The sequence below is a fragment of the Clostridium sp. YIM B02569 genome (assembly GCF_022320765.1).
GTDB classification, from domain to species: Bacteria; Bacillota; Clostridia; order Clostridiales; family Clostridiaceae; genus Clostridium; species Clostridium beijerinckii.
Genome location: NZ_JAKJJX010000005.1, coordinates 139,503 through 166,293, shown reverse-complemented (window position 1 = coordinate 166,293; position 26,791 = coordinate 139,503). Strand labels below are relative to the sequence as shown.

29 protein-coding genes and 1 pseudogene are annotated in these 26,791 nt (G+C 28.9%); 6 read left to right on the top strand and 24 right to left on the bottom strand.

The window, feature by feature from the left end:
- Nucleotide 1: 1 nt before the first annotated feature.
- A complete protein-coding gene (locus tag L3B96_RS06470; RefSeq protein WP_238859445.1) occupies nt 2-1,558 on the bottom strand; it encodes a peptidoglycan-binding protein in 1,557 nt (518 codons plus the stop codon).
- A 333-nt stretch (nt 1,559-1,891) separates the two neighbouring features.
- Here L3B96_RS06470 and L3B96_RS06465 point away from each other — a divergent pair, with 333 nt between their 5' ends.
- The gene (locus tag L3B96_RS06465; protein ID WP_238859443.1) at nt 1,892-2,467 is read left to right on the top strand and encodes a methyltransferase domain-containing protein; all 576 of its coding nucleotides are present in this window, start codon (nt 1,892-1,894) and stop codon (nt 2,465-2,467) included.
- Nucleotides 2,468-2,580: 113 nt separating this feature from the next.
- Here the strand turns inward: L3B96_RS06465 and L3B96_RS27185 are convergent, their stop codons facing one another.
- Nucleotides 2,581-2,712, bottom strand: coding sequence for a hypothetical protein (locus L3B96_RS27185; RefSeq protein ID WP_275297112.1), 132 nt, complete (start codon nt 2,710-2,712; stop codon nt 2,581-2,583).
- 474 nt (nt 2,713-3,186) lie between these two features.
- Entirely contained in the window at nt 3,187-3,351 is a 165-nt protein-coding gene (locus tag L3B96_RS06460; protein WP_012059427.1) for an aspartyl-phosphate phosphatase Spo0E family protein, read from the bottom strand.
- Nucleotides 3,352-3,936: 585 nt separating this feature from the next.
- Here L3B96_RS06460 and L3B96_RS06455 point away from each other — a divergent pair.
- A complete protein-coding gene (locus L3B96_RS06455; RefSeq protein ID WP_238859441.1) occupies nt 3,937-4,101 on the top strand; it encodes a hypothetical protein in 165 nt (54 codons plus the stop codon).
- 125 nt (nt 4,102-4,226) lie between these two features.
- Here the strand turns inward: L3B96_RS06455 and L3B96_RS06450 are convergent, their stop codons facing one another.
- From L3B96_RS06450 to L3B96_RS06430, 5 genes are all read right to left on the bottom strand, one after another.
- Nucleotides 4,227-4,919 carry an MBL fold metallo-hydrolase gene (locus L3B96_RS06450; RefSeq protein WP_238859439.1) on the bottom strand — a complete coding sequence of 231 codons (693 nt, stop codon included), beginning with the start codon at nt 4,917-4,919 and terminating at the stop codon, nt 4,227-4,229.
- Nucleotides 4,920-5,075: 156 nt separating this feature from the next.
- A complete protein-coding gene (locus tag L3B96_RS06445) occupies nt 5,076-5,795 on the bottom strand; it encodes a DedA family protein (protein WP_238859437.1) in 720 nt (239 codons plus the stop codon).
- A 719-nt stretch (nt 5,796-6,514) separates the two neighbouring features.
- Entirely contained in the window at nt 6,515-6,724 is a 210-nt protein-coding gene (locus L3B96_RS06440) for an alpha/beta-type small acid-soluble spore protein (protein WP_012059430.1), read from the bottom strand.
- 117 nt (nt 6,725-6,841) lie between these two features.
- On the bottom strand, nt 6,842-7,471 hold the full coding sequence (locus L3B96_RS06435; protein WP_238859436.1) for a hypothetical protein: 630 nt from the start codon (nt 7,469-7,471) through the stop codon (nt 6,842-6,844).
- Nucleotides 7,472-7,678: 207 nt separating this feature from the next.
- Entirely contained in the window at nt 7,679-8,551 is an 873-nt protein-coding gene (locus L3B96_RS06430; RefSeq protein ID WP_077869346.1) for a YitT family protein, read from the bottom strand.
- A gap of 85 nt (nt 8,552-8,636) precedes the next feature.
- Between L3B96_RS06430 and L3B96_RS06425 the strand changes: the two genes are divergently transcribed.
- Entirely contained in the window at nt 8,637-9,284 is a 648-nt protein-coding gene (locus tag L3B96_RS06425; protein WP_238859434.1) for a Crp/Fnr family transcriptional regulator, read from the top strand.
- 135 nt (nt 9,285-9,419) lie between these two features.
- Here L3B96_RS06425 and L3B96_RS06420 read toward each other — a convergent pair whose 3' ends face one another.
- The 4 genes and pseudogenes from L3B96_RS06420 to L3B96_RS06405 form a co-directional block, all read right to left on the bottom strand.
- Nucleotides 9,420-9,965, bottom strand: coding sequence for a hypothetical protein (locus L3B96_RS06420; protein ID WP_012059434.1), 546 nt, complete (start codon nt 9,963-9,965; stop codon nt 9,420-9,422).
- Between the two features lie 54 nt (nt 9,966-10,019).
- Nucleotides 10,020-10,469: pseudogene (locus L3B96_RS06415) on the bottom strand (hypothetical protein); the annotation flags it as partial.
- A 234-nt stretch (nt 10,470-10,703) separates the two neighbouring features.
- The gene (locus L3B96_RS06410) at nt 10,704-11,081 is read right to left on the bottom strand and encodes a hypothetical protein (protein ID WP_238859425.1); all 378 of its coding nucleotides are present in this window, start codon (nt 11,079-11,081) and stop codon (nt 10,704-10,706) included.
- Nucleotides 11,082-11,204: 123 nt separating this feature from the next.
- The gene (locus tag L3B96_RS06405; RefSeq protein ID WP_238859423.1) at nt 11,205-11,996 is read right to left on the bottom strand and encodes a ferritin-like domain-containing protein; all 792 of its coding nucleotides are present in this window, start codon (nt 11,994-11,996) and stop codon (nt 11,205-11,207) included.
- 278 nt (nt 11,997-12,274) lie between these two features.
- On the opposite strand from L3B96_RS06405, the gene L3B96_RS06400 reads away from it, so the two are divergent.
- Nucleotides 12,275-12,718, top strand: coding sequence for a hypothetical protein (locus L3B96_RS06400; RefSeq protein ID WP_238859421.1), 444 nt, complete (start codon nt 12,275-12,277; stop codon nt 12,716-12,718).
- Between the two features lie 122 nt (nt 12,719-12,840).
- On the opposite strand, the gene L3B96_RS06395 is transcribed toward L3B96_RS06400, so the two are convergent.
- Complete coding sequence (locus L3B96_RS06395; protein WP_238859419.1) at nt 12,841-13,842, bottom strand: Gfo/Idh/MocA family oxidoreductase; 1,002 nt, start codon at nt 13,840-13,842, stop codon at nt 12,841-12,843.
- Between the two features lie 252 nt (nt 13,843-14,094).
- Nucleotides 14,095-14,775 carry a YjjG family noncanonical pyrimidine nucleotidase gene (locus L3B96_RS06390; protein WP_012059440.1) on the bottom strand — a complete coding sequence of 227 codons (681 nt, stop codon included), beginning with the start codon at nt 14,773-14,775 and terminating at the stop codon, nt 14,095-14,097.
- Between the two features lie 508 nt (nt 14,776-15,283).
- Here L3B96_RS06390 and L3B96_RS06385 point away from each other — a divergent pair.
- Together L3B96_RS06385 and L3B96_RS06380 are read left to right on the top strand one after the other, a co-directional pair.
- Complete coding sequence (locus tag L3B96_RS06385; RefSeq protein WP_238859417.1) at nt 15,284-16,894, top strand: permease; 1,611 nt, start codon at nt 15,284-15,286, stop codon at nt 16,892-16,894.
- A 652-nt stretch (nt 16,895-17,546) separates the two neighbouring features.
- Entirely contained in the window at nt 17,547-18,365 is an 819-nt protein-coding gene (locus tag L3B96_RS06380; protein WP_238859415.1) for a TIGR03943 family protein, read from the top strand.
- A gap of 113 nt (nt 18,366-18,478) precedes the next feature.
- Here the strand turns inward: L3B96_RS06380 and L3B96_RS06375 are convergent, their stop codons facing one another.
- From L3B96_RS06375 to L3B96_RS06330, 10 genes are all read right to left on the bottom strand, one after another.
- On the bottom strand, nt 18,479-19,216 hold the full coding sequence (locus L3B96_RS06375) for a cell wall-binding protein (protein WP_023973848.1): 738 nt from the start codon (nt 19,214-19,216) through the stop codon (nt 18,479-18,481).
- Nucleotides 19,217-19,743: 527 nt separating this feature from the next.
- Nucleotides 19,744-19,950, bottom strand: a complete 207-nt coding sequence (locus L3B96_RS06370) for an alpha/beta-type small acid-soluble spore protein (protein WP_012059444.1) — start codon at nt 19,948-19,950, stop codon at nt 19,744-19,746.
- Nucleotides 19,951-20,085: 135 nt separating this feature from the next.
- Entirely contained in the window at nt 20,086-20,475 is a 390-nt protein-coding gene (locus L3B96_RS06365; protein ID WP_012059445.1) for an ACT domain-containing protein, read from the bottom strand.
- Between the two features lie 434 nt (nt 20,476-20,909).
- Nucleotides 20,910-21,548 carry a hypothetical protein gene (locus L3B96_RS06360; RefSeq protein ID WP_012059446.1) on the bottom strand — a complete coding sequence of 213 codons (639 nt, stop codon included), beginning with the start codon at nt 21,546-21,548 and terminating at the stop codon, nt 20,910-20,912.
- Nucleotides 21,549-21,809: 261 nt separating this feature from the next.
- Nucleotides 21,810-21,980, bottom strand: coding sequence for a hypothetical protein (locus tag L3B96_RS06355; protein WP_017211073.1), 171 nt, complete (start codon nt 21,978-21,980; stop codon nt 21,810-21,812).
- A 702-nt stretch (nt 21,981-22,682) separates the two neighbouring features.
- Entirely contained in the window at nt 22,683-23,717 is a 1,035-nt protein-coding gene (locus tag L3B96_RS06350; protein WP_238859413.1) for a GH25 family lysozyme, read from the bottom strand.
- Between the two features lie 97 nt (nt 23,718-23,814).
- Nucleotides 23,815-24,072 (bottom strand): phage holin, encoded by a 258-nt coding sequence (locus L3B96_RS06345; RefSeq protein ID WP_012059448.1) that lies wholly within the window; start codon nt 24,070-24,072, stop codon nt 23,815-23,817.
- Between the two features lie 343 nt (nt 24,073-24,415).
- Nucleotides 24,416-24,676, bottom strand: coding sequence for a hypothetical protein (locus tag L3B96_RS06340; RefSeq protein ID WP_238859411.1), 261 nt, complete (start codon nt 24,674-24,676; stop codon nt 24,416-24,418).
- Between the two features lie 304 nt (nt 24,677-24,980).
- A complete protein-coding gene (locus tag L3B96_RS06335; RefSeq protein WP_012059450.1) occupies nt 24,981-25,136 on the bottom strand; it encodes a hypothetical protein in 156 nt (51 codons plus the stop codon).
- 170 nt (nt 25,137-25,306) lie between these two features.
- Nucleotides 25,307-26,752 (bottom strand): 6-phospho-beta-glucosidase, encoded by a 1,446-nt coding sequence (locus tag L3B96_RS06330; RefSeq protein ID WP_238859409.1) that lies wholly within the window; start codon nt 26,750-26,752, stop codon nt 25,307-25,309.
- Nucleotides 26,753-26,791: the final 39 nt, after the last annotated feature.

The following is a 26,791-nucleotide window of genomic DNA, read 5'->3' as shown; positions in this document are numbered from 1 at the left end:
TTTAATAATAAAATCTTGGAATATTCCTTTCATTATCAAATCCAGGTATAACTGGTGGTCTAAATTCATTCATTCCAAAGCTTCTGCTTGATTCAGTTGTATTAAGTTCTGCAAGTTTTGTCACTCCAACATAAATATCTGATATCCTATACCATGTTGCATAATCAACTACTCCTGTTTGAGGCAATGTAAATATTTGTTGAAATGTTTTTACTGCTGCAGCTGTCTTTGGTCCATATTTTCCATCTTCAGCGATCTTAGGAATGAGCGGATAATTTCTTGCTATTCTGTTTAATTGACCTTGAATTGCTCTTACAGATGCTCCTGATGACCCAAGTGTTAATTCTCTTCCTGGGTATGATACTGGTATTCCAGCAACTTTCTCAGCTGTGGTTAATTCAATATTGTTTCCATAGTAACGTGTCAATATATCGTATGGTCCGAGGCCTTGACGTGATAATTCCTGGCTTCCCCATTGACTTAACCAGTTAGGGCAAGTAACGCTCTTTCCATCGCAATATTGTGCAAAAAGTGGCTGCTTCTTTCCAATTCTTCTTATATATGTTGAGAAAATTTCATCTACAATTTCACTTATGTTATCATAAATATTTCTACCATAATTAAATGCTTGATCATAAGCTGTAGAACTTGTAATATCGAAATTTTTTCCCTTACCTCTATACCATTCAGTAAATATCCTATTTAATGTAAAAGATACAATACAGAAAACATTTGCTCTTATAGCTGACTCTGTCCAAGTTGAATATATTTCGCATGAAGCAACATTTTTAATATAATCTTTAAATGCCACCTTATAATTTGGTGCTGATGGATCATTTGGACCACCTTGATGAACAATGACAAATTCAGGCACTACAGGCTGTGGTAATACAACCCCTGAAGTTGGCGGTGGTAATGGCTTATCTTCTGCCTCTGGTATCTTAGGAGGAAAATTTCCATTCAAAGTATTTGGCAGTATGTCTATAACTTCTTGTCTCATAGAGCCTCTGCCTAAATTAGGTTGCAAATTACATATCTGATATGCAATTTCTGTAGGAAACACTTGGCATCCTCTTATTATTATAGGATTAAACCCTTCTCTCTCAACAGTTATATCATATAAACTATAAGGTATTTGATTACTATTAGGATTTAAGGAATATTCCAATGGTGGTGCTGGTAGTTCTATAATATTAGTTAATCCAACTACATCAGTAACTAACTCAATGGTTCTATCATTACCTAAAGTAGATTGTCCTCTTACTGTTATTCTAGCTCTATCTACTGGAATATAATCGTTTCCTCTGAAACATTGTATCTTCAAGCCACCTATTTTTGGTGTAGCACTTCCAGTGCTTGATGTCGTTCCAGTATTTGCTGGGGCACTTCCTGTAATGTTTCCTGCACCTAATGTAGCACCTCCAGTACTTGGTGTTGTGACACTCCCAGCAGCGCTTCCTGTAGCACCTCCTGCACTTAAAGTTGAACCTCCAGCTGTATTTGGTATCATATTTTCGCCAGTACTACCTGTAACATTTTCACTACTTATATTCTCCATAACATTCCTCTTTCTATTTTTTCAAGATATTATATTTAATAAATGCAATATTTATTACTAAAAAATATAATTATGGTTAATAATTATTTACTGAAAGTGCATAATATTTATGTACTCTTAATATCTTTTTATGTGAAACCTTTAATTTGGAATTTTATATTCCAGCTTAATTTAATTGAACTCATACAGGACAAATAGAGCATGAATAAAGGAAAGTTTCTTCAAGATAAAACGGTAGTGTTGGTGGAGAAACTATACGAAATATCTTATGAATCTTTGGTCTATTACTTTCTTTCATGTGCCTAAAACAAATTTTAGGAGGTGTATTTTTAAATGATGACACAAAAACTAGATGCAAAAGACACGCTCAAGATAGAAAATGAAAAGAGAAGAAAAATATTGCCACCTGAACAGACACTTATTAATCTTGATCTGCAGACTGGAGATGTAATGGCTGATATAGGATGCGGCATTGGATATTTTACTATTCCCGCCTCTAAAATTGTAGGAAAAAACGGTAAAATATTAGCACTTGATATATCAGATGAAATGCTGCAAGACGTTGAAGAAAAAATAATTGAAAATGATATATCCAATGTTGAGACTATTTTAACAGAGGAAAATCACTTAAAATTAAAAAATAATTCGGTCACATTTGCTTTTGCAAGTAATATAATTCATGAAGTCGAAGAAAAAGAGAGATTTTTAAATGAAATAAAAAGAATAATATGCCCAGAAGGGAAAATTGCTATACTTGAATGGGAAAAAATTGATAGTGATTTTGGACCTCCTATTGAACGTAGGTTAGACAGGATGGATCTAATAAAACTATTAGATGAACTTAATTTTTCAACCATATCAACTATAGATATTGGTGAAGACTTCTACGGAATAATCGCCCAAAAATAAATCAATTTCTATTGATAAACCAACTAATACCTGAACTTATGGGTATGCCTCACCGAAATGAATAACATACTTTTGTTCCAATTTCTAGGTAATTCTGCTGGGTGATTCCAAGGCTATGAAGTTGCACCCAAAGTGCTAGCCTCAAAGAACAAGCTTTGAACTAGCACATTTGGAACAACTTGTAGCCAAAGAATCACAGCCATCAAAATTACCAACGAAACATTCCACAAAAGTATGTTACTCATTTTGGGTTGGAAAATACTTCATAGTTCAAGTATAGTTTATGATTGTGTTATCTATATTTTTATATATATCCAAGCTAAGAAATTGACATATAAAGCAAGCTAACTCATGTAAATCAAAGGTATAAGTAAAAGCTTGTCTATATGGATAAACAATTTAAGAACTTCATTTATACTTTACAATAAATACAATACTAGAAAGTAGAAACACTTTTATGCAGCAGGCATTGAAAATGAGCTGTTAAAATCTCTTAATTGTAGGTTGTTCCATTAATGCTTGTCACAATGAAATTGGGAGCAAGCATTAATGGTGAAACCTTCATTTTAGCGCTTTCAGCGAAACTTTCATGGTCCTGTGAAATAACAATGTTTCTACTTTCGGTGGATTATATCATAAATCTAAATTTAATGTTGTTTATCTATATCACAAAAAAAGAGCTCCTCTTTAAAGAACTCTCTTTTATCTGGATTTCTAATCTAGCTTAATTGAATTAAATGGCTATACTCGTCCAAAATAGAATCTAATTGTTGACTTGCAACAATTACCTCAGGATCGAACAAATCAACTTTTTCCTTTATTATATTTAGAAGGTTTTGTTCCATCTCATAAATTTGCCTATCTATTTTGTTTATAGAATCCATAATTAATTCTCCTTTATTTGTTAATATCTTTAAGAATTTTTGCATAATTTTATTAGATAAACCCGTAGAATATATTACTGAAAGTGTTATATAAGAAGGGTTTGCTTGTATTTCCTACTGGCTTATTTCAACTTGTTTTGACACTAATATATTAACCTTAACTGACACTTATACTCTTTAAAAATATTAGAAAAAATAGTATTAATATAACACGCTTCCTACATTTAACCAATTCTTAATATAATATGAAAAAGAAAAGCTAGCTTATATCTTAAAAATAACCGTTCATAATTACTCATTAATAAATTAAAGCAATATATCCTAAAAACCTCTATTTTTACTAATTATAACTTGAATATATATTGCAATGTTTCATAGACTACTCTTGATACAACATTCAAACTTATTAAATTGCACCCCCGGCCATTATTCTTCTCTTTTACTAGCCCCTTATTAATTAAGGGGCTAATTTTTATTAAATTATATATTTTTAAAATTATAGAATTGTTGTGCCTAATTTTGAATATTTTATTCATTTGAGGGCAAGCTATTTTCATATTAATTTTTGTGAAAAGGAGAATTTTAATGAACAAAATGCTATTTCAAACTCGTAGAGAAAGGATTATATCATTTATTAAACTACTAAATAAAGATCTTGATTTAAGTTTTACTGAAAAGGAAATCGAAGATGATAATTTCGCAGATATGCCTAAAAAGAATAATGTTATCCCATTTAAAAAAGTTGAATAACAATGTATCTATATTTATTAAAGTAGTCCAAGATATCTAAATATAATAAGCAAAAAAGAGTGCCAATTGTTGTTTGTTATATGTTAAAAAACTTAACAACATAATACTCACTCTTTTTTAATTTATTAAAGAAATATTTTATTACGGTAATCTTCTGAACATTTCCTTTCCTTTAATCGTTCTATTACGGAGCTGTCTCCCCAAAAATGCATTGGAAACACTTTATCTGTATTAGTGTTTTTCATGAAGTAATCAAATCCTAAGTAAAATTCTTCTCCTTGCCTAGGGTCTAAAACTACAAATGCAGCATCAAAATGCCTACTCTTGATCTTATTAATTTCTTCTTCAAATCTTTCTCTCGCACTTTCATTGTCCTTTTGATCCCTTCCATTCCACCACCATAGATTAAGATCCCCAGCATGATAAATTGTTTTATCTTCTGCTGTTACAATAAATGCTACGCCCTCATCTGTGGAATTTAATGTCTCTATTTTCAAATCTGATATTTCAAGAGTTTTATTAATATCTATAAATTCTATTTTTTCATAAACCTCATCATCAACGCCATGAGTATTAAAAAATTTTCTACCAAATTTCTTTTTGATATCTTTTGAAAAAATATACACAACATTTGGATATTTATTTAATAACTGAAAAATATCTATATTAAAATGGTCATGGTGATTATGACTTGAAAACACGTATATTGTCTTTTCTGGATCAAAATCTGGAAGCTGACCTTTAAAATAATCAAATATCAAAACTACTTTATCAAGTTCAACTGAAAAACAGCTATGTTCAACATATGTAATATTCATTTGCATCATCCTTTTTTATAAATTTCATCTCATACTCTACATCCACAAGAGTAATCTTCACCAATTTAACTTAAATAATCAATTCTTTAAGACAAGCAAAATCACTGGCGAATATATTTTATTTTTTACTCTCTATCAAATCTTAACTTACTAATCTTAAATAAATCCTATTATAACAACTATAAATATCAAAAATAAAACTGCTAATGCTGTAACCACTACCTTTGCTTTAAGCATTGAATAAAGTATTTTGCAAAACTCTTCTTTTAGGAATTTAGGAAATCCATTTATTTTTTCTTTGTAGCTTATATAAAGAAGTATTAGTAATATAGCAATTAAAACTGCTATTAATAGATACCATTTTGATATTTCATTATATTTATTCCAATTTGCTCCAAGAACCCTTCCCAATGATATAAATGTAGTAGTCCATATTAATGCACCTAAATATGCACTAATCGCAAACTTCTTATATGATACCTTAGTCATACCAGAAAAGTATCCTGTAACATGCCTTATTCCTGGAATAAAATATGCTACAATCAGCAATATACCACCATATTTTTGATACCACGTTGAAATCTTATCCATCCTATTTTTATTTAGATGAATATGACATCCATATTTCTCAATTAATCTTATTTCTAATGCCCTGCCAATGAAATATGATATAGTAATACCTATTATAGCCCCACTTGTAGCCACTATAATGCTGAGCAGATAACTCATTTTATTCATATAAACAACATATCCACAATAAGTCATTAGTGCCTCACCAGGCAAAGGAAATGCTATTAATTCTAACGCTAAACTTATAAGCACTGCTATATATCCACAATGATTAAACAATTCTACAACATGATCCAATACTCTCACTTCCACGGCTTAATAATTTTCTGCATACTTCCTTAGCAATAAATCTTATCTTAATTCTCCATATTTGATAAAGAGTCGCAAGCATATATGATTTATTTGGAATTAATGCATTTATTATATTACTAATTATAACCTCTTTTCATTTATTTTGCATAGTTTATAGATAAACATTATCTATCGTCTAACCTGATGTATATGTCAAATTCTTAAATCGGATATATAGTTAATTAAATATGCTCATTAGATAAACATATTTAGAAAGTTACAAAAATTTCAATTTCATTTCTTCCTTAAAAGTCATAAACTATACTTAAACTATGAAATATATTTCAACCAGAAATGAGTAATATACTTTTGTGGAATGTTTCATTGGCAATTTTGAAGAAAGTGATTCTTTGGCTATAAGTTGTTCCAAATGTGCTAGTTCAAAGCTTGTTCTTTTAGGCTAGCACTTTGGGTGCAACTTTATAGCCTTAGAATCACCATCAGAATTGCCTAGAAACTGTAACAAAAGTATATTATTCATTTCGGCGCGGTATACGCATAAGCATAGACTATAGGTGGTTTATCTATAATCATTTAGCGTATATTCCTTTAAACATTATAAAAAGCCAACAGAACAAATATAACAATGTTATAGTGCTCTGCTAGCTTTTTAACCGCAAGGGGATAGTTATTATATTGCGAAGAAATGGTTTTCTATTATTCTACGTTACTAATTACTTTAAACCTTGTTCGTAGCTTTCAATCATGTGCTTAACCATGTATCCGCCAACGTATCCATTTTGTCTTGAAGATAAATTTCCTTTATCTTGATTTTCGTAATCATGTAATCCTACTTCTGAAGCAACCTCAGTTTTTAATCTGTTTAATCCTTGTTTTGCTTCTGGTACTAATGTTCTGTTTCTTCCACTATTGTTTGATGACATATACATCTACCTCCCTTAATTAATATTTTGTTTGCAGTAATATATTAACCAGTATGATAAATTATAATCTATAAAAATATTAACAAAAGTAGTACAGATAGCTTGTATTAGATAACTTTAGATAATCTTATGTTTTACTTTGAATCCTTTACCATCATTTATGATATTTATTCCTAAAATATCAGTGAATTGCTTAAGACTTTTCATATTATTTATAAATTTAACATTTCCTTTAGCGATCAATTTTTTAATTACTTCTATTATGTCTTTTTTTTCAGCAGAACTTAGTTCCATAGAATTACTTAGGCACTCTCTATTAATATAAGTTAAAGTAGTCCATGCCTGTTCCTCTGATATGCTATTTACATCCATTAACACCCATGTGAAATCTTTTCTTCTACTATTTTCAGGATATGCAGCTTTAAAAAATTCTATAAAATGATTTATTGGCTTGGGATCTTTTTCTTTAACATACTTTCCAAGCTGTGATTTTAAACTATTCTTTAAATACATTATTGTATTAGGCTTTATAGCATCCTTTAAATTATCAATTTTAGTATAAATATAATTATATGTATCCGTAATCTGTTCCTCACTTGCATTTCCCTTTTTTAATACCTTTGTTAAATCAATGTATTCTAAGATACTTTTTTTAGAGCCAAGTTCTTTATTGTATAACTTTTCCCAAATTTCATGTGCAGTCAGACCTTCTAATTTATCGTTAACTAATGTTTCATCTATATCCATATATGATCCTCTCTCTTTTAAATATATTAACTTTTATATCTTAAAATAGTTTCTACAACTTATTTAAAATAACATTATTATAATACAGTATTTATAGCATATTTCCTATAGAATATATTTTATATACGAAAAAATACTCAAGGCAAAATATATATAGATATTTCACCTTGAGCATTTAAATTACTATTATTAATCATTTTTTATTAATTACGTTGTAGACACATCTAAATTGTCATATGCACGATTTAGAGTATATCCTCTTCCCCCAACTTCCCTAACGTCTGATACTGTTATAAAAGCGCTATAATCAATTTTATTAACAATATTTTTTACTTTTTGCAGCTTTTCAGCTGGAATAACTGTGCTGATAGCTTTAGCTTCAACTTTTGAGTATCCTTTTTCTGCATGCAATAAAGTTACTCCTGTATCTGCCTCTGAGATAATAGCCTTTTTTATTTCATCATAATGATCGCTCATAATAACTACTTGTATCATTTCTTTTCCAAAAGTTAAAGTCTTATTTAACATAAAATAAGTTAAAAATACAACAACCAGACCATATAGTACATTAGTAGCACTTGAAAATGTAATCTGCAAAGTTAAAATGCATAAATCAATGACATTTAAAGTGATATGAACTGGAGTATTAAATTTTTTATTTATTATAATTCCTATAATATCAATTCCACCAGATGATGCATTTGCTTTTAATATAAGTCCTGCTCCTATTCCTATTAAGCATCCTGCAAGGACACATGATAATAATATATCATTGCAATAATGATGCAAATTTTCATGCTTTTCAAAAAAGTCCAAAAGAATAGGAAATAAAAATGTAGATACTAAAGTAGATAAAGCAAATTTCTTTCCTAAAAAAAATAATGCCGATAAAAATAATGCAATGCTTATAATGTACACAACTATTGTCAAGCTTGCCCCAGTAAAATGATTTATCACTCTTCCTAATCCTGTAACTCCACCAACAATAATATTATTCTCTAATATTAATGTGCTAATAGCAAAAGCTATTAATATATTTCCTAGAAGAATGTAAATTAAACTATTGATTTTTCCTTTCATGTTATCACCCCAAGACACAGAATACCATAATACTTGAAACAAAAATGTAATCTATGTTACAATCTCATAAAAGAAGGTGAAAAATTTGGATAAAATAAAAATTCCAGAAGAATTATATTATTATTTTGAAAAAGTTGGAAAATCATTAACATACAATAAGAATGATATTATCTATATGCAAGATGATAACGCAACCCATTTATACTTGATAAAAAATGGTCGAGTAAGAGTGTATTCTTCTTCAAAAGATGGCAGTGAAATTACAATAGAAATAGTTGAAAAAGGCAGAATATTTGGCGAATCATCTTTCGTTCAAAGCTCAAAACAGCCTACTACAGTAAGCGCGGTTAATGATGTTGAATTGATTTCTTGTTCATTAGAAGATCTGTATCCTTACTTAACTCAATCAAAAGAATTAATGATTCTGCTTTTTCAGTTGCTTTCAAATACATGTAATCATCTTTCAAGTCTGCTTAACCAAGCTTACTTTTATAATCGTTATGAAAAAGTAGCTAATTTTTTATTGCAGCAGACAGCTGTTCCTAATAAAGATAAAAATATAAGCGAAGATTGCATTCCTTATTCTCATGAAGAAATTGCTTCTTGTATTGGTCTAAATAGAGTTACAACCACCAAGATATTAAACTACTTTAGCAAACTAGGATATATTAAACTAAAATATAAAAAAGTAATAATACTAGAAAGAGAAGCTTTAATTAAATATGTAGAGTAAAAGGCTAGAATTATCTTAAAAATAGGCTATGCTTTAATATAATGTTGAAATATAGCCTATAAAAATTATAAGTAAGATTTCCCACCTACAATACTTAATATATATGAAAATTATGAAATATTTATATATATGTCTTTAAAGTGTAATTTTAAATATTTTTCCTTTCCTATGAAATAAATTATTATCACTATAACTTGAATATTCTCCTACTTCTATCCCCAAACGATTATACATAGAAAATACCTTGGGATGACTTGATTTTAAATAAATTGCTTTATAATGTTTAGATTTATAATATTGTATTATGTTCTTCAACCACATTTCTCCATTTCCTCTGCCTTCTTGGGCTATATGAAAATAGTTGAATATCAAAATGTCTTTATCCTCTTCGTTTATCTGTATAGGTTCTTTAAAAAACGTCTTATAATCAAGAATGCCACTACTAACAAGAGCAACACCTAAACATTTTTCGTCTTTCTTCATAATATGAAAGTCCATATTTATATTTTCATTGCTTTTTACATTCTCAATTAATTTACAACAATGATAAACTTCATTATAATCATCCCACTCATTTTCTGCTTTAAACAGTAAATTTTGTATTATTGGTGCAAGATATTCGCTTTTAAATTCACTTGAAACTCCAAAATTAATACCATTAGTTTTGCTAATAATCTTCATTAACGAACCTCCTTTTTAAATAATGCTCTTAATTAATTACTATTACTTACTTGATTATAGTTTTTTTATAATACCTATTGTAACATAATTTACAAAATACCACATATTCCATACATACATTGGCTTTCTATTTTTTAAATCTCTTACTTTGCAATATGACTGTGCTACATTACTTTGAACTATAAAGTTTTTAGCCTTTATTATCTCTTTATCTGTATCAAATATTTGAAGCCATTTGAACCACTTAACATAGTTACTTAGGTATTTTGTTGCAACACCATTGAACCTGTTCATCCATTTTTTTAAAATTGCTATGGAGAGCATTAATAAGTTGAATGTGATATAATCCTTCCTTATGTTTACCTCTTTTACGAGAGCGTCTTAGCATATTAAAGGTTTTGTGCCTTTAAAACTTTCAGCAAATAATACTTCATCTGCTTCAATAACACCATCAACGTATCCCTTACCTAGAAATGTGCTTATACAATCAAGAAGATAATATCTTGATTAGTAACAATTGAAAATGGGCTATGGACAATTTGAGAGTGAAATTTCCTTTAGAATCCTCCCTTGTTATTTTAAAGTATACTATTTCAAATCTACCATGAAACAAAAAAAGAATGTAGTAGATTTGTTGTACACAAATCTAGCTACATACCCGAATATTGTGGTATATAGATTCTTTCACAATTACAAAACAATAAAAATCTAAATTACTATACTGTAAATGTATAACATTTACTCCTTTGTCACGCGCGCAAATGTCTCATTCCACTCTTCTATCTCTATCCTTTTATACAAATTGTCATTCACATAAATTGCTACTTCATCATGATTCGAATCTTCTATCTCTTCCTCAATAAAAAATGGCATCACTATAGGAATGCAATACTCCCCTTCTTCTTCAGGCTTACGCCCCATTTTAATAAAAAGTTCTGCTACGCCTGGATCTTTTATATGCACAATATCGCCTGGATACGTACCAACTATTTTAACTTCATCGCATGGCGTTGGCATCTCACCTGTCACAAATATATAAATTATCCCGTCTCTTCTATATGCAGTAGCTTTTTCTAATGCTCTCATCATTGTTCTGTATGGACCTATATCAAACATATCTTTCTCCAAAGAATTTATTAATAATTTATATTATGAATATGACTCTTAATAGTTGCTTATCATGAATATTTCTTAATAAAATACCACAACACTCATGAATGTTGTGGTATTAAAAAATATTTAAATGTTATCTAAATCATTAAAATATCTGCTCATTTTGCTCATAGCTAATTTCTTTGAAGCTCCTGATTTTCGCCACTCTTCAATCTGTTCCATGGCTTCATTAGGATTCTTTCCTAAGCCAACAAGTACACCTGATAATATAAATTCTTGATACAAATGTTCAGAATTGACCCCTTCTTTTGATTCTGTTAAAGCTCGATTAACTAGTGGAGCAATATAGCTAACCCAATCATCTGGAGTAAGATCATTTGTGTTATCTATATTCTCTGTAACAACTGTATCTTGTCTCATTAAGCTTCTATTCATAGATTCATTATTTCCAATACTATTTAATGTAAATAGATAATTGTATTTTGAAGCATGCTTTAATTCGTCTGTAATTATATCAAATAATACATCCCTGTAAACTCCTTCAGGAAGTCCTCTCCTAATAGCTCTATATCTTTCTACTGCTGCTAGCTCTCCAAATAAAGCTTTCTTAATACCTTCTAAATATGATTCAGGGACTTCAAAATTTTCTTCTTCACTCTCCATTGTAGCATCCATATCACCTGTAAAATCTTCATAGATCCTTCTAAACAACATATTATGTCTGCGTTCATCATCTCTAATAGATGATATTATTTCTTTCTCTTCATTTGTTGGCGCTTCACTAATAAGGTAATCATAAAACAATTCATCTTCTCTTTCTCCTTGAATTGCTTTTTTTACCCCCTGAATTGCTATCTGTAACTGATCATAATTGTTCATCTGATCATTATTACTCATTTGATTATTATTGTCTTCCATAAAATATTATTGATTCTCCTACAAATAATTAACTCACTTTCATTGTATTAGTTTATAATTCATTTGTGCATCAAGATTAATAATTCCATAGCTATGCCAATAATATAAATTATCTCAATTCATGATACTTATCACCCACATTTCCATGTAGTACTAGCAGTCAATAAAAGTTACTTTAAAAAACAAAATTTATATACAAACCTATTTTGAAATATAATTCAGTTTAATATTATGGTATAATTTGGTTTACATAACTTGTATGTTAGGAGTTATTATTTATGAGAAATAAAAAGAAATTTTCAATATTGCTTTTTTCAATTTTATTAATATTAGCTTTAGGAACAGGATATTACTTATATCATAAACCTGGAACTTTGAATAGTTTTTTATTAAATAATTATAACAAAGAAAATATTGAACAAATAGAGATTAGAAGTACGCTTTCGAGACAAGATAAATCAATTAAAGATAAGGATAAAATTAATGAAATCTTAGCTAATGTTTCCAACATAAAATTAGTTCGACATTATGGTAGTACAACGGATAAAACAAAGGGCGCTATTCATATTTTCATTTATGATAAAAGCAAGATCACTACCGAGATTATCATACAAGGGAAAGAATATATTAATATTATTAATGACTATGATAACTCAAATAAAGAGTATAAAATCATTGATAATAGCTTAGATCTAGATTATATAAATAGATTAATTTCATAAAAAAATCAGTATCTAATAATGCAGCTGCTGGCGATATTACTATCGGATAAAAAATCAGGCATACATTGGTCTAAGATTAGTATGCCTGATACATAAGCTGCTATGCTATTACAAAATTCAAATTAACTTTCTGTTTCTGTAAAATCATCTACTGGGAATATTACTCCACCTTTATGCCTAGCAATTGTTTGAACTTCACTAACTATCAAGCTATGATCTAGCATTTTATAACATCTTTCTAAATCATTATTTTTAACAGCATCTGAAAATTCAATGAACTCATTAACCATACGGTGCTCATAATTATTTTCATTTACTTCTGAGCTAGTTCCATCATTCATAAGTAATTCGAATCTCTTACAAACATTGGCTGGAGTGTCTTGATATATACAGCCTTTATCTCCTTGAATATTATTTGCTATAGGTGCCTTACAATCTTTTGCACCAACACAAACACATTTAAATTTTCCATAATCTAAGATTAATACACCTGATGTATCTATTCCCCTCTCAATGTTTGGATAATACTCAACATTTTCTGGTTTGCCAAACAAACCTACTACATAATGAATATTATAAATATTTAAATCCATTAATGCGCCACCAGAGAATTTAGGATCAAAAGCAGGCAATACCTTCCCATCTTTAAAGCTATCATATCTGCTAGAATATTGAGAATAATTACACTGAACAATCTTTATATTCCCTAAAGTCGGAAGTAGCTCTTTTATCTTTTTATAGTTTGGGAAATATTGATTAGTTATAGCCTCAAATAAGAATAATTTCTTTTTCCTAGCTAAATCACTTAAAATTAATGATTCCTTATATGTTGATGTAAATGGCTTTTCAACTATAACATTTTTATCAGCCTCTAATGCTTTTTTAGCAAATTCAAAATGTAAATTATTTGGCACACCAATATAAATTATATCTAAATCACTATTTAGTAGTTCATCATAATCACAAAAAACCTTTTTAATCCCATACTTATCTTTCAATTCATTCAAAGTATCTTCACTTCTTGGCGTTCCGCAAATAGCCTCTAATTCTATATCTTGCAAAAGATGACTAATTGAAAGAAAATCCTTTACTATCATCCCAGCTCCAACAATTCCTAATTTCATATTAATTCCTCCCTTTTACTATTGATATCTCTTTAGTAACCTTATCAGTAAATACTCAAATATGCTTAACTAAACTTAATTTTCTTTTTAGTTTTTGCTTATTTACTAAGATATATTTCCTCTAATAATTGACTTAAATTCTTTTATTTGTTAGATATCATAGTTACTTTTAATAGCATTATAACCTATAAATTTAATTTAATCATCCCAAATCAAACCAATTAATAAAATTCAAAGTTATTATTCTTATCATCATAGTATTCGAAGTAATTCCTTTAACGAATGTATTTCATAGTTAGGAGATATTGATGATTCATTTACTGTTCCCTCCTTACAAAACCAACAAGTGTCAATTCCAGCGAGATTTCCTCCCTTAATATCTGATGTGATAGAATCTCCAATAATTAATGTTTCTGCCTCATTGAAACCTTTAATATGATCCTTGACGTAGTTAAAAAATTCAATTGCTGGCTTATTAGCACCTATATCCTCTGATATAAAACAGTCTTTAAAGTACTGTGAAATTCCAGCGCCATTTATTCTTGAATACTGTGTCCTCGCAATTCCATTAGTAACAATATATAAAGTATACTTTTCATGCAGTTTACTCAAAACCTCATTGACATCTGGCATTAACTGCAATCCTTGATTTAAATGCAATCTATAGGTCTTCTCCCACTCTCCACCATCTATACTCTTCCCATACTTAGACATTAACTTAGAAAATCTTGTATTTAATACTTCCTCTACTTTAATCTTCCCTAGTTCAATATCAGCCCACATGCCTTGATTCATTTTTTTATAAACTTCATACAATTCTTCTGAATATATTTCACCCTTATCTCTAATTAAACTCTTAAACGATTCTCCTTCGTTTGCGTCGAAATCAAGTAATGTATTATCAACATCAAATAATAACGTATTGTATTTCATTTCACGCCTCTCCCTTTCCTTTTATGGATAACCCAACTAAGATCTGAACTTATGCATATAACTCGCCGAAATGAATAACATACTTTTGTTCCAGTTGGGATATATTTCATAGTATAAATCTAAGTTTAACATCTCATTTTCAAATGCCTGCTGCATAAAAATATTTCTGCTTTCTAGTACTGTAACGTATAAATCAAATTTTCAATGAGGTATTCTATATAGATAAACCAATTATAATCTATAATTGGTTCAATTGAAATTACTCAGTAACGAAGTGAGTCGACTTTCCTTCTCTATTTATATAGCTTAACTATTTTTAATCTTTTTATTAAAATCTATTGCGCCTATAAAAAGAGTATTATCTAAACCTCTACTAAATTCATACCCATCTTACTAATTTCAAATATAAAAATAATGCCAAAAATTATCGCAAGATTATTCTTGTTTGTTTACATATATGGTAATATAATACATTTAAATGCAAATACATTGCAACAAGGAGATTTATATGAAAACGAAAATAGAAATAATACTAGGGTTCTTAGAGTCTGGAAAAACTAATTTTATAAATTCCATGATTAAAAATTGCGATTTACAAAATGAAACTATTGTTGTCATCCAAGATGAATTTGGACAAAGCAAAATAAGAAATGAATTTATAAATTCAAATGAAAATATGAATATTATAAACATCGAAAATACTTCTAATGAAGAAATTAATGAAAAGTATATAAACAAAATTTTAGAAATATATTCTCCCCATAGAATATTTATTGAAGTTAATGGTATGAAAAATTCTAACTCTATAATTAATATGTTCAATAATAAAAATTTAAGAAAGTTATGCAGAATTGACGATATCGTAACCTTAATTGATACGAAAAAGTTCTTCATTTATTTCAGAAATATGAAAAGCATGTTAAGTACTCAAATCTATAATAGCAAGACAATAATATTAAACAATATAAATAATATCAACAAAAAAGACTTCTTAAATATTCAGAATCAAATAAAGAGAATTAATGAGACGGCTAACTTATTAGAGCATGCGCCTTCATTAAATATTAAAGAAATACATCAAGACGAATATAGAGAAATTAGTAGTCATAGTTTTTCTGCAATTAAAACTATGTTTTATATGAGCCTTCTAATATTGTCATTTACGTGTTTTGCTGCATTATCTATTACTGATAGTAATGAGTATTTATTCTATTTGGACAAGTTTAAAAATTTTTATACTGTATTCATTAGCATATTAATTCAAGGTATACCATTTATCTTAGTTGGAAGTTTTGTATCTGCAATAATACAAATTTGTATCCCAAAGGATACATTTATTAAATTTTTTCCAAGAAATATATTCTTGTCATGTGTTATTGCAGCTCTTGCGGGCTTACTTTTCCCAATATGTGATTGCGGAACTATTCCTGTTGTTAAGGGCCTTATAAAGAAAAAAGTTCCTATAGCTGCTAGTATTACTTTCATGTTATCTGCCCCAATAGTAAATCCAATAGCTATAATTTCAACAGTATATGCCTTTCAAGGTATGAAGGCAGTTGTAATTTATAGAGTCGTTGCAGGCATAACAATTTCTATTCTAGTTGGTTTAATTATGCATTTTATAACTAGGAAAGATGATGATATATTACGTATTGATAATGACGGATTAAGTTGCGAGTGCGGTTTTTGTAATGATGACTATGATTATTCAAGAACTAAATTCGAAAAAATCAGAGCAGTATTTATTCATACTGGCGATGAATTTTTTAATATAGGAAAGTTTATGATCATTGGTACATTTTTATCTAGCATTTTTCAAAATATAGTATCTGCCGGTACCAACATTCCTATTTTGAGTGGTAATATAAGCCCTCTAATTGCAATGATATTATTGTCTTTTGTACTCTCAGTTTGTTCAACCTCAGATGCATTCATTGCTAAGGGATTTTTAAAACAATTCTCAGTTAACTCTGTAATGGGATTTCTAGTTGTTGGCCCTATGCTTGATATAAAAAATACGATTATGATTTTTGGAAACTTCAAAAGAAAATTTGCCATAAAACTAATATTTTTTATTGTTGTAGTATCATTTAGTATTCTTATTAACCTTAGACTATAGATATCCAACTTTAAGACTAGATTTATGTTATAACTTACCGAAATCATAAATATTTTGATTCCGAAAAGCTATGAAAATATCGCTGAAGGCTCTAAGCAGCAGGTTGTATCCACTTTAGCATGCTCCAACTTTCAGTTTGACAAGCTAAAATGGAACAACCTACAGCCAAGAACCTTTAACAGCTCATTTTCAAATGTTTTCTCCACAAATATATTTATGATTTCTAGTTAAGATATGAGCTTAAAGTTCTAGCAATTTTGTAAATATGTTCATCTAATAAGTTGAATTCTTAAATTAGATATCTATATGTAACCACCAATGAATTTATAGTTCTATAGAGTATATTGATTCAGCAATGAGAAGAATTCTAGTAATAATAGCATATATTCAATAGAAGGTGTGTACAGATCACTGACTTAGATTCAATATACTAGTAAAAAATGTGTCCATAATATTAACCTAAGTCCACATATCCATGCCATATTAGAATACTAGAATATAAGAATATAAGAATATAAGAATATAAGAATATAAGAATATAAGAATATAAGAATATAAGAATATAAGAATATAGCAATTTTAGAATATCCTCTTATTTTAGGCAATATATTTTATCTTAAGATACTCTTTAATTTGATATGGAGATGAAAATATGAAAAAAATTAATGCGGAAGTAGTTGCAAAAATATTAATACTATTAGGATTTTCAATATTCTATTTAAAAATTATTGTAAGTAATGAAATTCTCACATATGTACATCCAAGAATTATACCCTTTGCAATCTTTGGAATGATTTCAATGTTCATAATTACCTTATTTTTGATTTCAGATGTCTTTTATAATAATAGAAAAAAATTTAAAATTAAGAATCACTTTATCTTTATTTTTCCTTTGATTATGATACTTTTTATGCAAAGTAGTAGCGCAAATTCTGCCACTAAAGGAATTGATACAAATGGAAAGCTTAACGAATCATCATCTACTAACAGCTCTTCCAATAATTCAACTAACAGCTTGCCTTCCCTTAACTCAACATATGAATTGTATAGTGGAAAATCCGAAAGTGATGGGCAAGGTCAAGTAGATAAGATTCAGCTAAATATTGTGAATAATATTATAGAAGTAAACATTAATAACTTTGTATCTTCTCTTGATGAGATTTTAGGAAACCCTAAAAAATATGAAGGAAAGGAAATAGAAATTTCAGGATTTGTATATAGGGATAAAGATTTAAAAGAAAATCAATTTATAATTGCACGATTTATGATGGTGTGTTGTGCTGCTGATCTTCAGGTTGCAGGAATTGAATGTTCTAGCGGTGATTCAGATTCATATGATAATGGTACTTGGGTAAAAATAAAGGGAAAAATTAAAATTAATACTTCTGAAGATGGAATAGATCCAGTTATAACTGTTGAGAATATAGAAAAAGATCCTACTCCTGACACTTCTTATGTTTATCCATTTTAAAATATATGACAATATAATTTTCAGCCAACATGATCTCTATGTAAAAAAATTATAATGAATATAAAATAAGAATAACCTAACTTTCTACGTTAGATTATTCTTATTTTATAGCTCTAAAACATTGATGTCACATTTCCAGTAAATTTATCTACATAATACCATCCGCCAGTTGTTACGTATTCTCCTGTTGTATCATAGCAATGAATTACATAAGAGTTAGACTCATCATGATCATACTCAACTTTACTTGGAACATATTTTCCATTCGCTAGAAGATAATCTTTTACTTTCTCTACAGCTTCAATGGTTGAAATCTGAGTATTAGTGTTATTTATAGTAATATTAGAATTAAGCAGTGTTGTAATTCCTTGTTTTATTTTATATACATTTCCATTAGAAGAATCATAGTAATATTCACTAATATTGTTTCCAACTTGGTCTTCTGCAGAGAATTTATATAAACTCTTATCACTTAATCCTATTTGATTAATGAATCCCTTATTCTCATATTTAATAGTTCCAGAATCATTATAAATATTAATTATATCATACATAACCTGAATATCATTTGGAACAACAGTAGTAGTCTTAGATTCTTCCCAAGCTCCACTATCATTTAGATAATACCATTTATTATTATCATTAATCCATCCTGTTTCCATTATTCCATCACTATCAAAATAATACCAGTTACCATCAATTTTATCCCATCCAACTGAGTAAGCTTCTCCTTTAGTAAATTGCCATCCTTGACTGTTTTGTTTCCAATATGCATTAGCCATAGTAGAATTAGTAATTTGTATTGACAAGATAGTTAAGATTACTAAGGACAACTTTTTCACTTTATTCATTGCCATTCCTCCCTACACATATTACTATTACACCTTTTACCATGTGATGTCAATAATGCTAATAGAATATAATAACTCTTAAAAAAGGAAAATACACGGATATCTGTTTCACATATTATATTTTCTTACCGCTTTTAAAACTTCTACTCAGATTTAGCTTTATAGATAATCCAACTAAGACCTGAACTTATGCATATAACTCACCGAAATGAATAACATACTAGAAAGCAGAAACATTTTTATAACCTCAAGGGTCATAATATGCAACAGGCATTGAAAATGAGCTGTTAAAAGCCCTTAATTGTAGGTTGTCCCACTAATGCTTGTCACAATGAAATTGGGAACAAGCATTAGTGGTGAAGCCTGCAATTTAGTGCTTTCAGCGAAATTTTCATAGTCCTGTGAAATAACAATGTTTCTCCTTTCGGTGGATTATTACATAAGTCTAAGTTATATATTGTTTATCTACAATTTCCAGAGAAAAAAGCAAAGCACTAAGAATCTTCTTAGTGCTTTACTTTTATTTATTATAGTCCTTGTTCATAGCTTTCTATCATTCTTTTTACCATTTCTCCACCAACGCTACCGTTTTGTCTTGAAGAAAGGTTTCCTTTATCCATGCTTTCATAATTGCTTAATCCAACTTCTGAAGCAACCTCTGTTTTTAATCTGTTTAACCCTTGTTTTGCCTCTGGTACTAATGTTCTGTTTCTTCCACTATTGTTTGAAGCCATATGAATCTACCTCCCTTAATTTTTTTTATTTTGTTTGGCAGTAATATCTTAACCACTATCACAAAATATAATCTATAAAAATGTTAACAGAAGTAGTACAGATAGCTTGTATTAGTTAATTTTAGATATTCATCCTTAAACTATAATCTCATATTTATTTTTAATAAGTGCTTTCATAGCATTATCCACATCTTTTTCCTTAACAAGGATATAATCAGTATCATAAGTGGAAATTGCAAATATGCTTATACCACTTTTCGCTAAAATCGTACTGATTGATGAAAGAATTCCTACTAATGAAAAGTCCAGCTGACCTTCAACCTTTAGAATTCTCCATTCTTTTTCGCATTTAACTTCATCAGGTATATCTTTTTCAAGGCATACTATTGATAATTCATCACATGTCTTTGTTATAGAAAAAAAATCACTGTTTTTTATCCATTCAGGAATTGATTCGTTGTTATTTAATCTGCACACTCCATATTTTTCTTCTAATAATCTGATAGTTAATATTTTTTCCGACATATCTTTCTTTCATCCTTTCTTCTCATTTTTAAACGCCTTATTTATCGCAAATTTATAGTTTAAAATATACAAAAAAAAGCCAATAAAAATATTATTAAAATACTTCTCAGGCTTTTATCCTTTAGTGAATACAATTAACTTTAAAGTTTATCTTAGAACCGCTAATCATGTTGAACTATTGAATCAAAAAAACAATTCAGCCTTAATTATTACATGTTAAATTTATTCATCTATTCTAACATAATGTAAAATTTCAATCAACGTCACATATTATTGTATATATTTCGATTACGATTTTTCATTTATAATTTCACTAAATTAGGTGTTTATTTATTCCTAAAATGTGTAGAATACATTGCAATCTGAATACTTTCTTACTCAAAAAATATATTAACTTTACCTCTCTTTAGCCCCCCATAATTCCAATATGATAGTTAATTATTAGGTAATGCTGAAATTGGAAATGCATGTTTCTTTATTTTATATGCAAGATCTAGTTTAGTATCATCATCTATTTGACTCAATTTATAGTTCCATACTCTTGTATTTTCATCAACATCTTCTTCTGCATTGCAACCTATAACATTCCCTGGTACTTCAACTTCATTAATAAATTCTATATTTTTAATATAACTGTATACTTTTTGATCATCAGTATTATTTTTTATTAAGTTATCTATTGCTGATTTATTGAATTTTACATCAATTGTGTATACATCATCTTTTCCCTTTGTTCTTTTTAAATCAGTCATTGTTGCTAATCCACTTGAATTTATTTTTTCCTCTAATTCTTTAATATCTTTGAACTCATATGTGATTTCTTCAATATTCATATTATCTTTAAAATACTTATTAAAATTATATCCATTTTCTTTAGCCCATTCATGATCAATTACATCATTTTTTAATTTTGTTGATATAAAATCATCATATACAACTTGCAATTTTACAATACCTGACCCATTTTCATTTATTACAGTAGAACTTCTTAAATCTATATCTCTACATCCAAGTAACATAATACCTAAGATTAATATAAGTGAATTAAAAATTGTTCTTTTCATTTTACTCATTAGTTCTCCTCCTAGATGCATATTTTTCTATACTACTATAGTACCCAAAGATAGATTGTATATGCATAACTACATTAAGCTTACCCTAAGTTTCATACAAACTTAAGCCATCCCCCTGCCTCTTTATTTTAGGGCATTCTAACTAATTTCAGGCTCAAATTTCTACTCACTTTTAACATAAAAATATTATCCAAATTAAATTACTTTTAAAAATAATAAAGGGTAGTTAACGAACTAAAATCGCAAACTACCCTTTATAGACTATTTTGTATGTAGGAACTTTTCATAACTCTCTATTTTATCCTCTCTGTTGGTATTCTTTATCCAATTATTATATTCCAAGATAACTTTTTCTATTGTTGTTACGTTTAATTTATTATTTCTTTTTCTTTTCATTTCTGCATACATATTAATTTTAATTATATTTCCCATTTCATTGCCCTCCTTTCTATATAATATAACTTTGATATTAATTTTGTGTGTATAAAAATATTAAGAAATAGTTAAAATTTAATTATATCTTCTAACGTAGATAATTTTAAAAACGCTCTTTGTATAGATACAACAACTACAGCCTATACTTATGCGTATACCTCACCGAAATGAATAATATACTTTTGTTCCAGTTTCTAGGTAATTCTAATGGGTGATTCTAAGCCTATAAAGTTGCACCCAAAGTGCTAGCCTCAAAGAACAAGCGCTCATAGAGAAAGTTCGAAGAACGAAATATAAAATGCTCATAGAGAAAGTTCTGCTTACCAAATGTAAAATTTGGAGCATCACTTTTCGATTCTCACTTTTTGAACTAGCACATTTGGAATAGTTCAAAGGAAACTCGACTCACTTCGTTCACTGAGTAATTTCAATTGACCAAATCATAGATTTGGAATTTCAATTAAGAATCACATCCATCAGAATTACCAATGAAACATTCCACAAAAGTATATTACTCATTTCTAGTTAAGATATATTTAATAGTATAAATCTAACTTATAGTTGAATTATCTATACTCACCGCTTATATTTTGTTACTAATCAAGATATTATCTTTTATTTACAAATTATAAATCAAGCTGTTGGTTGGTTTATCTATCCCTCCCTATGCTCAAAATCCCCTTATTGTAACTGTTCAAGCTAGCTTAACTTTGTAGCATGTCCATTCTCATCAAAGCGATATCCGTATATATCTATATTGGTAATTAACTCGCCAGTAGAATAAGTTAGATAATCGTATCCACCTACATTAAACCATCCAGTAACCATGGCTCCATCTGTTCCAAAGTAGTACCAGTTACCATTTATTTTCTGCCATCCTGTCTTCATTGATCCATCTCTAGAGTCTCCAAGGTAATACCACTTATTATTTTTCAATAACCATCCTGATTTCATTGATCCATCATCTGAATTCCCTAGGTAATACCAATAATCTCCACTCAACTTCCAATCATAAAGCATCCAGCCTTCACTATCAAATAGATACCACTTTCCATTTATTTTTTCCCAACCATTCTTAGTATAACTTCCATCAGTGTGCCTATACCACCACCTATTATCCTTTATAATCCATTGTCCTGGTTTAGTAACATTACTTATTAGAGCTCCATCAGTAAATGAATTTATGTCACAATCTTCACTTACCCCGTTTACTCTGCCAGTTTCCGTATATTGATGTCCCACCCTATTTGTAAAGAAATTTGACGGCAAATTCCAAGGATCATTGTTATAATTAGCCTCCCAGAAAGGCATATCCTGTATAACTGATTTTGCATTAGTAAGATAACTTATAAAACTTGTATAACTGTAAATGCCTAATGGAATAGACGTTAGCTGGCCAAATGCAGTAACAAATCTTGTAACATAATCTGCAAGTCCGCTAAAGTTAGTTTCTACATCCATCATAGGAACTAGATCCCAATTATAATCTTTTATCTTATTATAAAAATTCTGGGCTTGTGCCTCTGGAGTACTTGTCCCAACTAAAAAATGATATGCTCCCACTTTTAAGTTATTATCTTTGCATCCACTATAAAATAGTTCCATTTTGCTATCTCTAAATGTTGCCCCTTCTGTTGCCTTTAAATAAACATATTGAACCCCATCTCCTGCAACAGCTCCAAAATCTATATTTCCATTGTTATTTGATACATCTATACCTTTTATATACCCCATAATTCATACTCCCTTTCGATTTTCATATTTATAAAGAGTAACCCTAAAGGGTTACTCTCAAATATTCAGTTGCTATTGTTCCATTAACTTATTGCTTTTATTTATTTTCTTTAGAATCTGAAGCTTGGACAGTTTTTGCTTCATCATTTGTAGTTTGGTCGCTTAATCCTGGTGTACTAGTATCAACTATAATTCCTAGCATTGTTAAGATTGTTAAAATAGTATTAACAATTTCTGTATAGTTATTAGGAATTATATTTAACCCTAACTGTTGCACTAATAATGCTATAGCACTAGCTATTGCAACCCAAAAGGCTTTGTTTTTTAATCTTGCTTGAAGATCAATACCTAACATACCTATCTTCACCTCTCTTCTTTTATATATACATAATATGAATTAAAACTCTTAATGGCGACTTAAAATTGAACTAACAGTACGAATTCTATTTTATAAGTGGTACTATCATTCATCACTTTAATACCTCTTAAAATATATATGTTTAAAAATATATTATGAATGCCATTTTTACAATCCATCTAAGTTTTAATCTAAGTAATACCTTAAATTTATATTAAAGTTATTTATTTAAAGAAGAGGCAATGTAATATAAATCTCAAATAAAAATAGAGATAATATTTTACTAAGCACAGAAATATTATCCCTACTTTCAGCTAAACTAATTTTATTGTGATTTATTTTATAATATACACTCAATGCTAGTTATCTTTGCATCTCCCGTAAGCGGCTTATAAATCATCACTTTCGAAATACCTTGTCCATTATGCGCTGCAACCTTTGACTTACATATAAAACAATAATTTGTTCCATTTACGCTCTGAGTAGCTAAGATTTTAGGTTCATACTCAACACAAATTAATTCACTTAATGCTGTCTTAAGCACATTTATATCATCATCTGTTATGTTATTGTGAACTTTCCATCCTCTTGATATCTTCATAGAATTCTCCTCTCATTTATATCCCCTTAAATTTTAGAAAACGATTATATAACATTCGATTTACTATAGCATATTCATATTATCTGAATTTTTTAACTAATTTCCAAAAGAAAATTTAGAAGTGCAGCAAATTTGCTTTAAAAAATAAAATATAGAAAATCACTTGTAATATGCATTGGTGATTATAGATATCCGACTTCAAATCTAGATTTATGTGGTGATAGAACCAAATAATAAAGAGAAGCGTCCCAAACATTATGAAACACTTCTCTTTAACTATTCTATTTAATTAATAACAAACTTTCTAACGCTGTAAATTCACTTTCCTCATAACATCTTTCATAGTTTGAGCTCCATATTTATTAATAAGATCTTTAACTATTGCTCTATGAAATTCCTTTATAGTTTTTTCCTTCAATTCATTATCACAAATAGAATTGTAATCAACTTGATTATTCATATTTTTCTCTCCTTTTGACTTATATTCATAATGTGCATAATAAATAATATTTTATACATACTTTATTTAAAAATATTTTATATACACTATGAAATACGCTTTAAAGTTAAAAGGAGAGCTTTAATATCTATTGTCTATAAGAATCTCTTTTCAAAAATATAAAGTGCTTTCTATAAATCTTTTCCATTAGTAGAAATGACCTCTTTGTACCAGAAAAAGCTCTTTTTCTTACTACGCTTTAATGTACCTTTGCCTTCATTATCTTTATCAACGTAAATAAAACCATATCTTTTTTTCATTTCTCCTGTGGATGCGCTTACAAGATCTATACATCCCCACGGAGTATATCCAATAAGATCAACCCCATCAATATTAATCGCATCTCTCATAGCTTTGATATGTTCCCTTAAATAATCAATACGATACTCATCTTCAACATATTCATTTTCATCTGGAGTATCAACAGCTCCTAATCCATTTTCAACTACAAATAATGGCTTTTGATAACGATCATACAAAGAATTTAAAGTAACTCTAAGTCCAAGAGGATCAATCTGCCACCCCCACTCACTTGCTTTTAAGTATGGATTTTTTAGCGTAGCAAATACATTCCCTTCAGTTTGTGCATTTATTTCTGGATCAGCACTAGTCAATCTTGATGCATAATAGCTGAAAGAAATAAAATCAACAGTATTATTCTTTAATAATTTTTCATCCTCAGCTTCCATTTCTAAAGTAATGTTTATTCTTTCAAACATCTTCTTTGCATAGTTTGGGTATTCCCCACGAGACTGAACATCAATAAAGAAATAGTTTTCCCTATCCTTCTCCATAGCTTTCCATACATCTTCTGGATTGCAAGTATTTGCATAGGTATTACCAGCTGCAAGCATACAACCAATTTTAAAATCTGGATTTATCTTGTGTGCTATTTGAGTTGCCTTAGCACTTGCAACTAATTGATGATGTGCTGCTTGATACTTTATAGCTTCTTCATTTTCTCCTTCTTCAAAAACTAATCCTGCACCAATGAAAGGCAGATGTAGCAGCATATTTATTTCATTAAAAGTAAGCCAATACTTCACTTTGTCTTTATAACGTTCAAAAATCACTTCACATAATCTTTCATAATAATCTATCATTTTGCGACTTTTCCATGAACCAATTGTTTCTACAAGATGCATTGGTACATCAAAGTGAGTTATAGTAACTAATGGCTCAATCCCATATTTATGGCACTCATCAAAAACATTATCATAAAATTTTAATCCTTCCTCATTTGGCATTTTATCGTCTCCGTTTGGAAATATTCGTGCCCAAGACAAAGATAGACGGAAAGTCTTAAAACCCATTTCAGCAAATAATGCTATATCTTCTTTATAGTTATGATAAAAATCTATTGCTTCATGACTTGGATAATAATGTTCTTCATCGCATTTCATCATTTTCATCTTTCCAAGCATCACTGGAAATCTGTCTTTGCCTGCTGGAATTACATCAACTGTAGATAAACCTTTATTACCTTCTAAGTATCCTCCTTCGCACTGATTCGCTGCTGTAGCTCCGCCCCATAAAAATCCTTCTGGAAATTCCTTTATTTCTGAGTTATCATTCATCTTATTGTATCCTCCATATGTTTAAAAATATTATAAAAA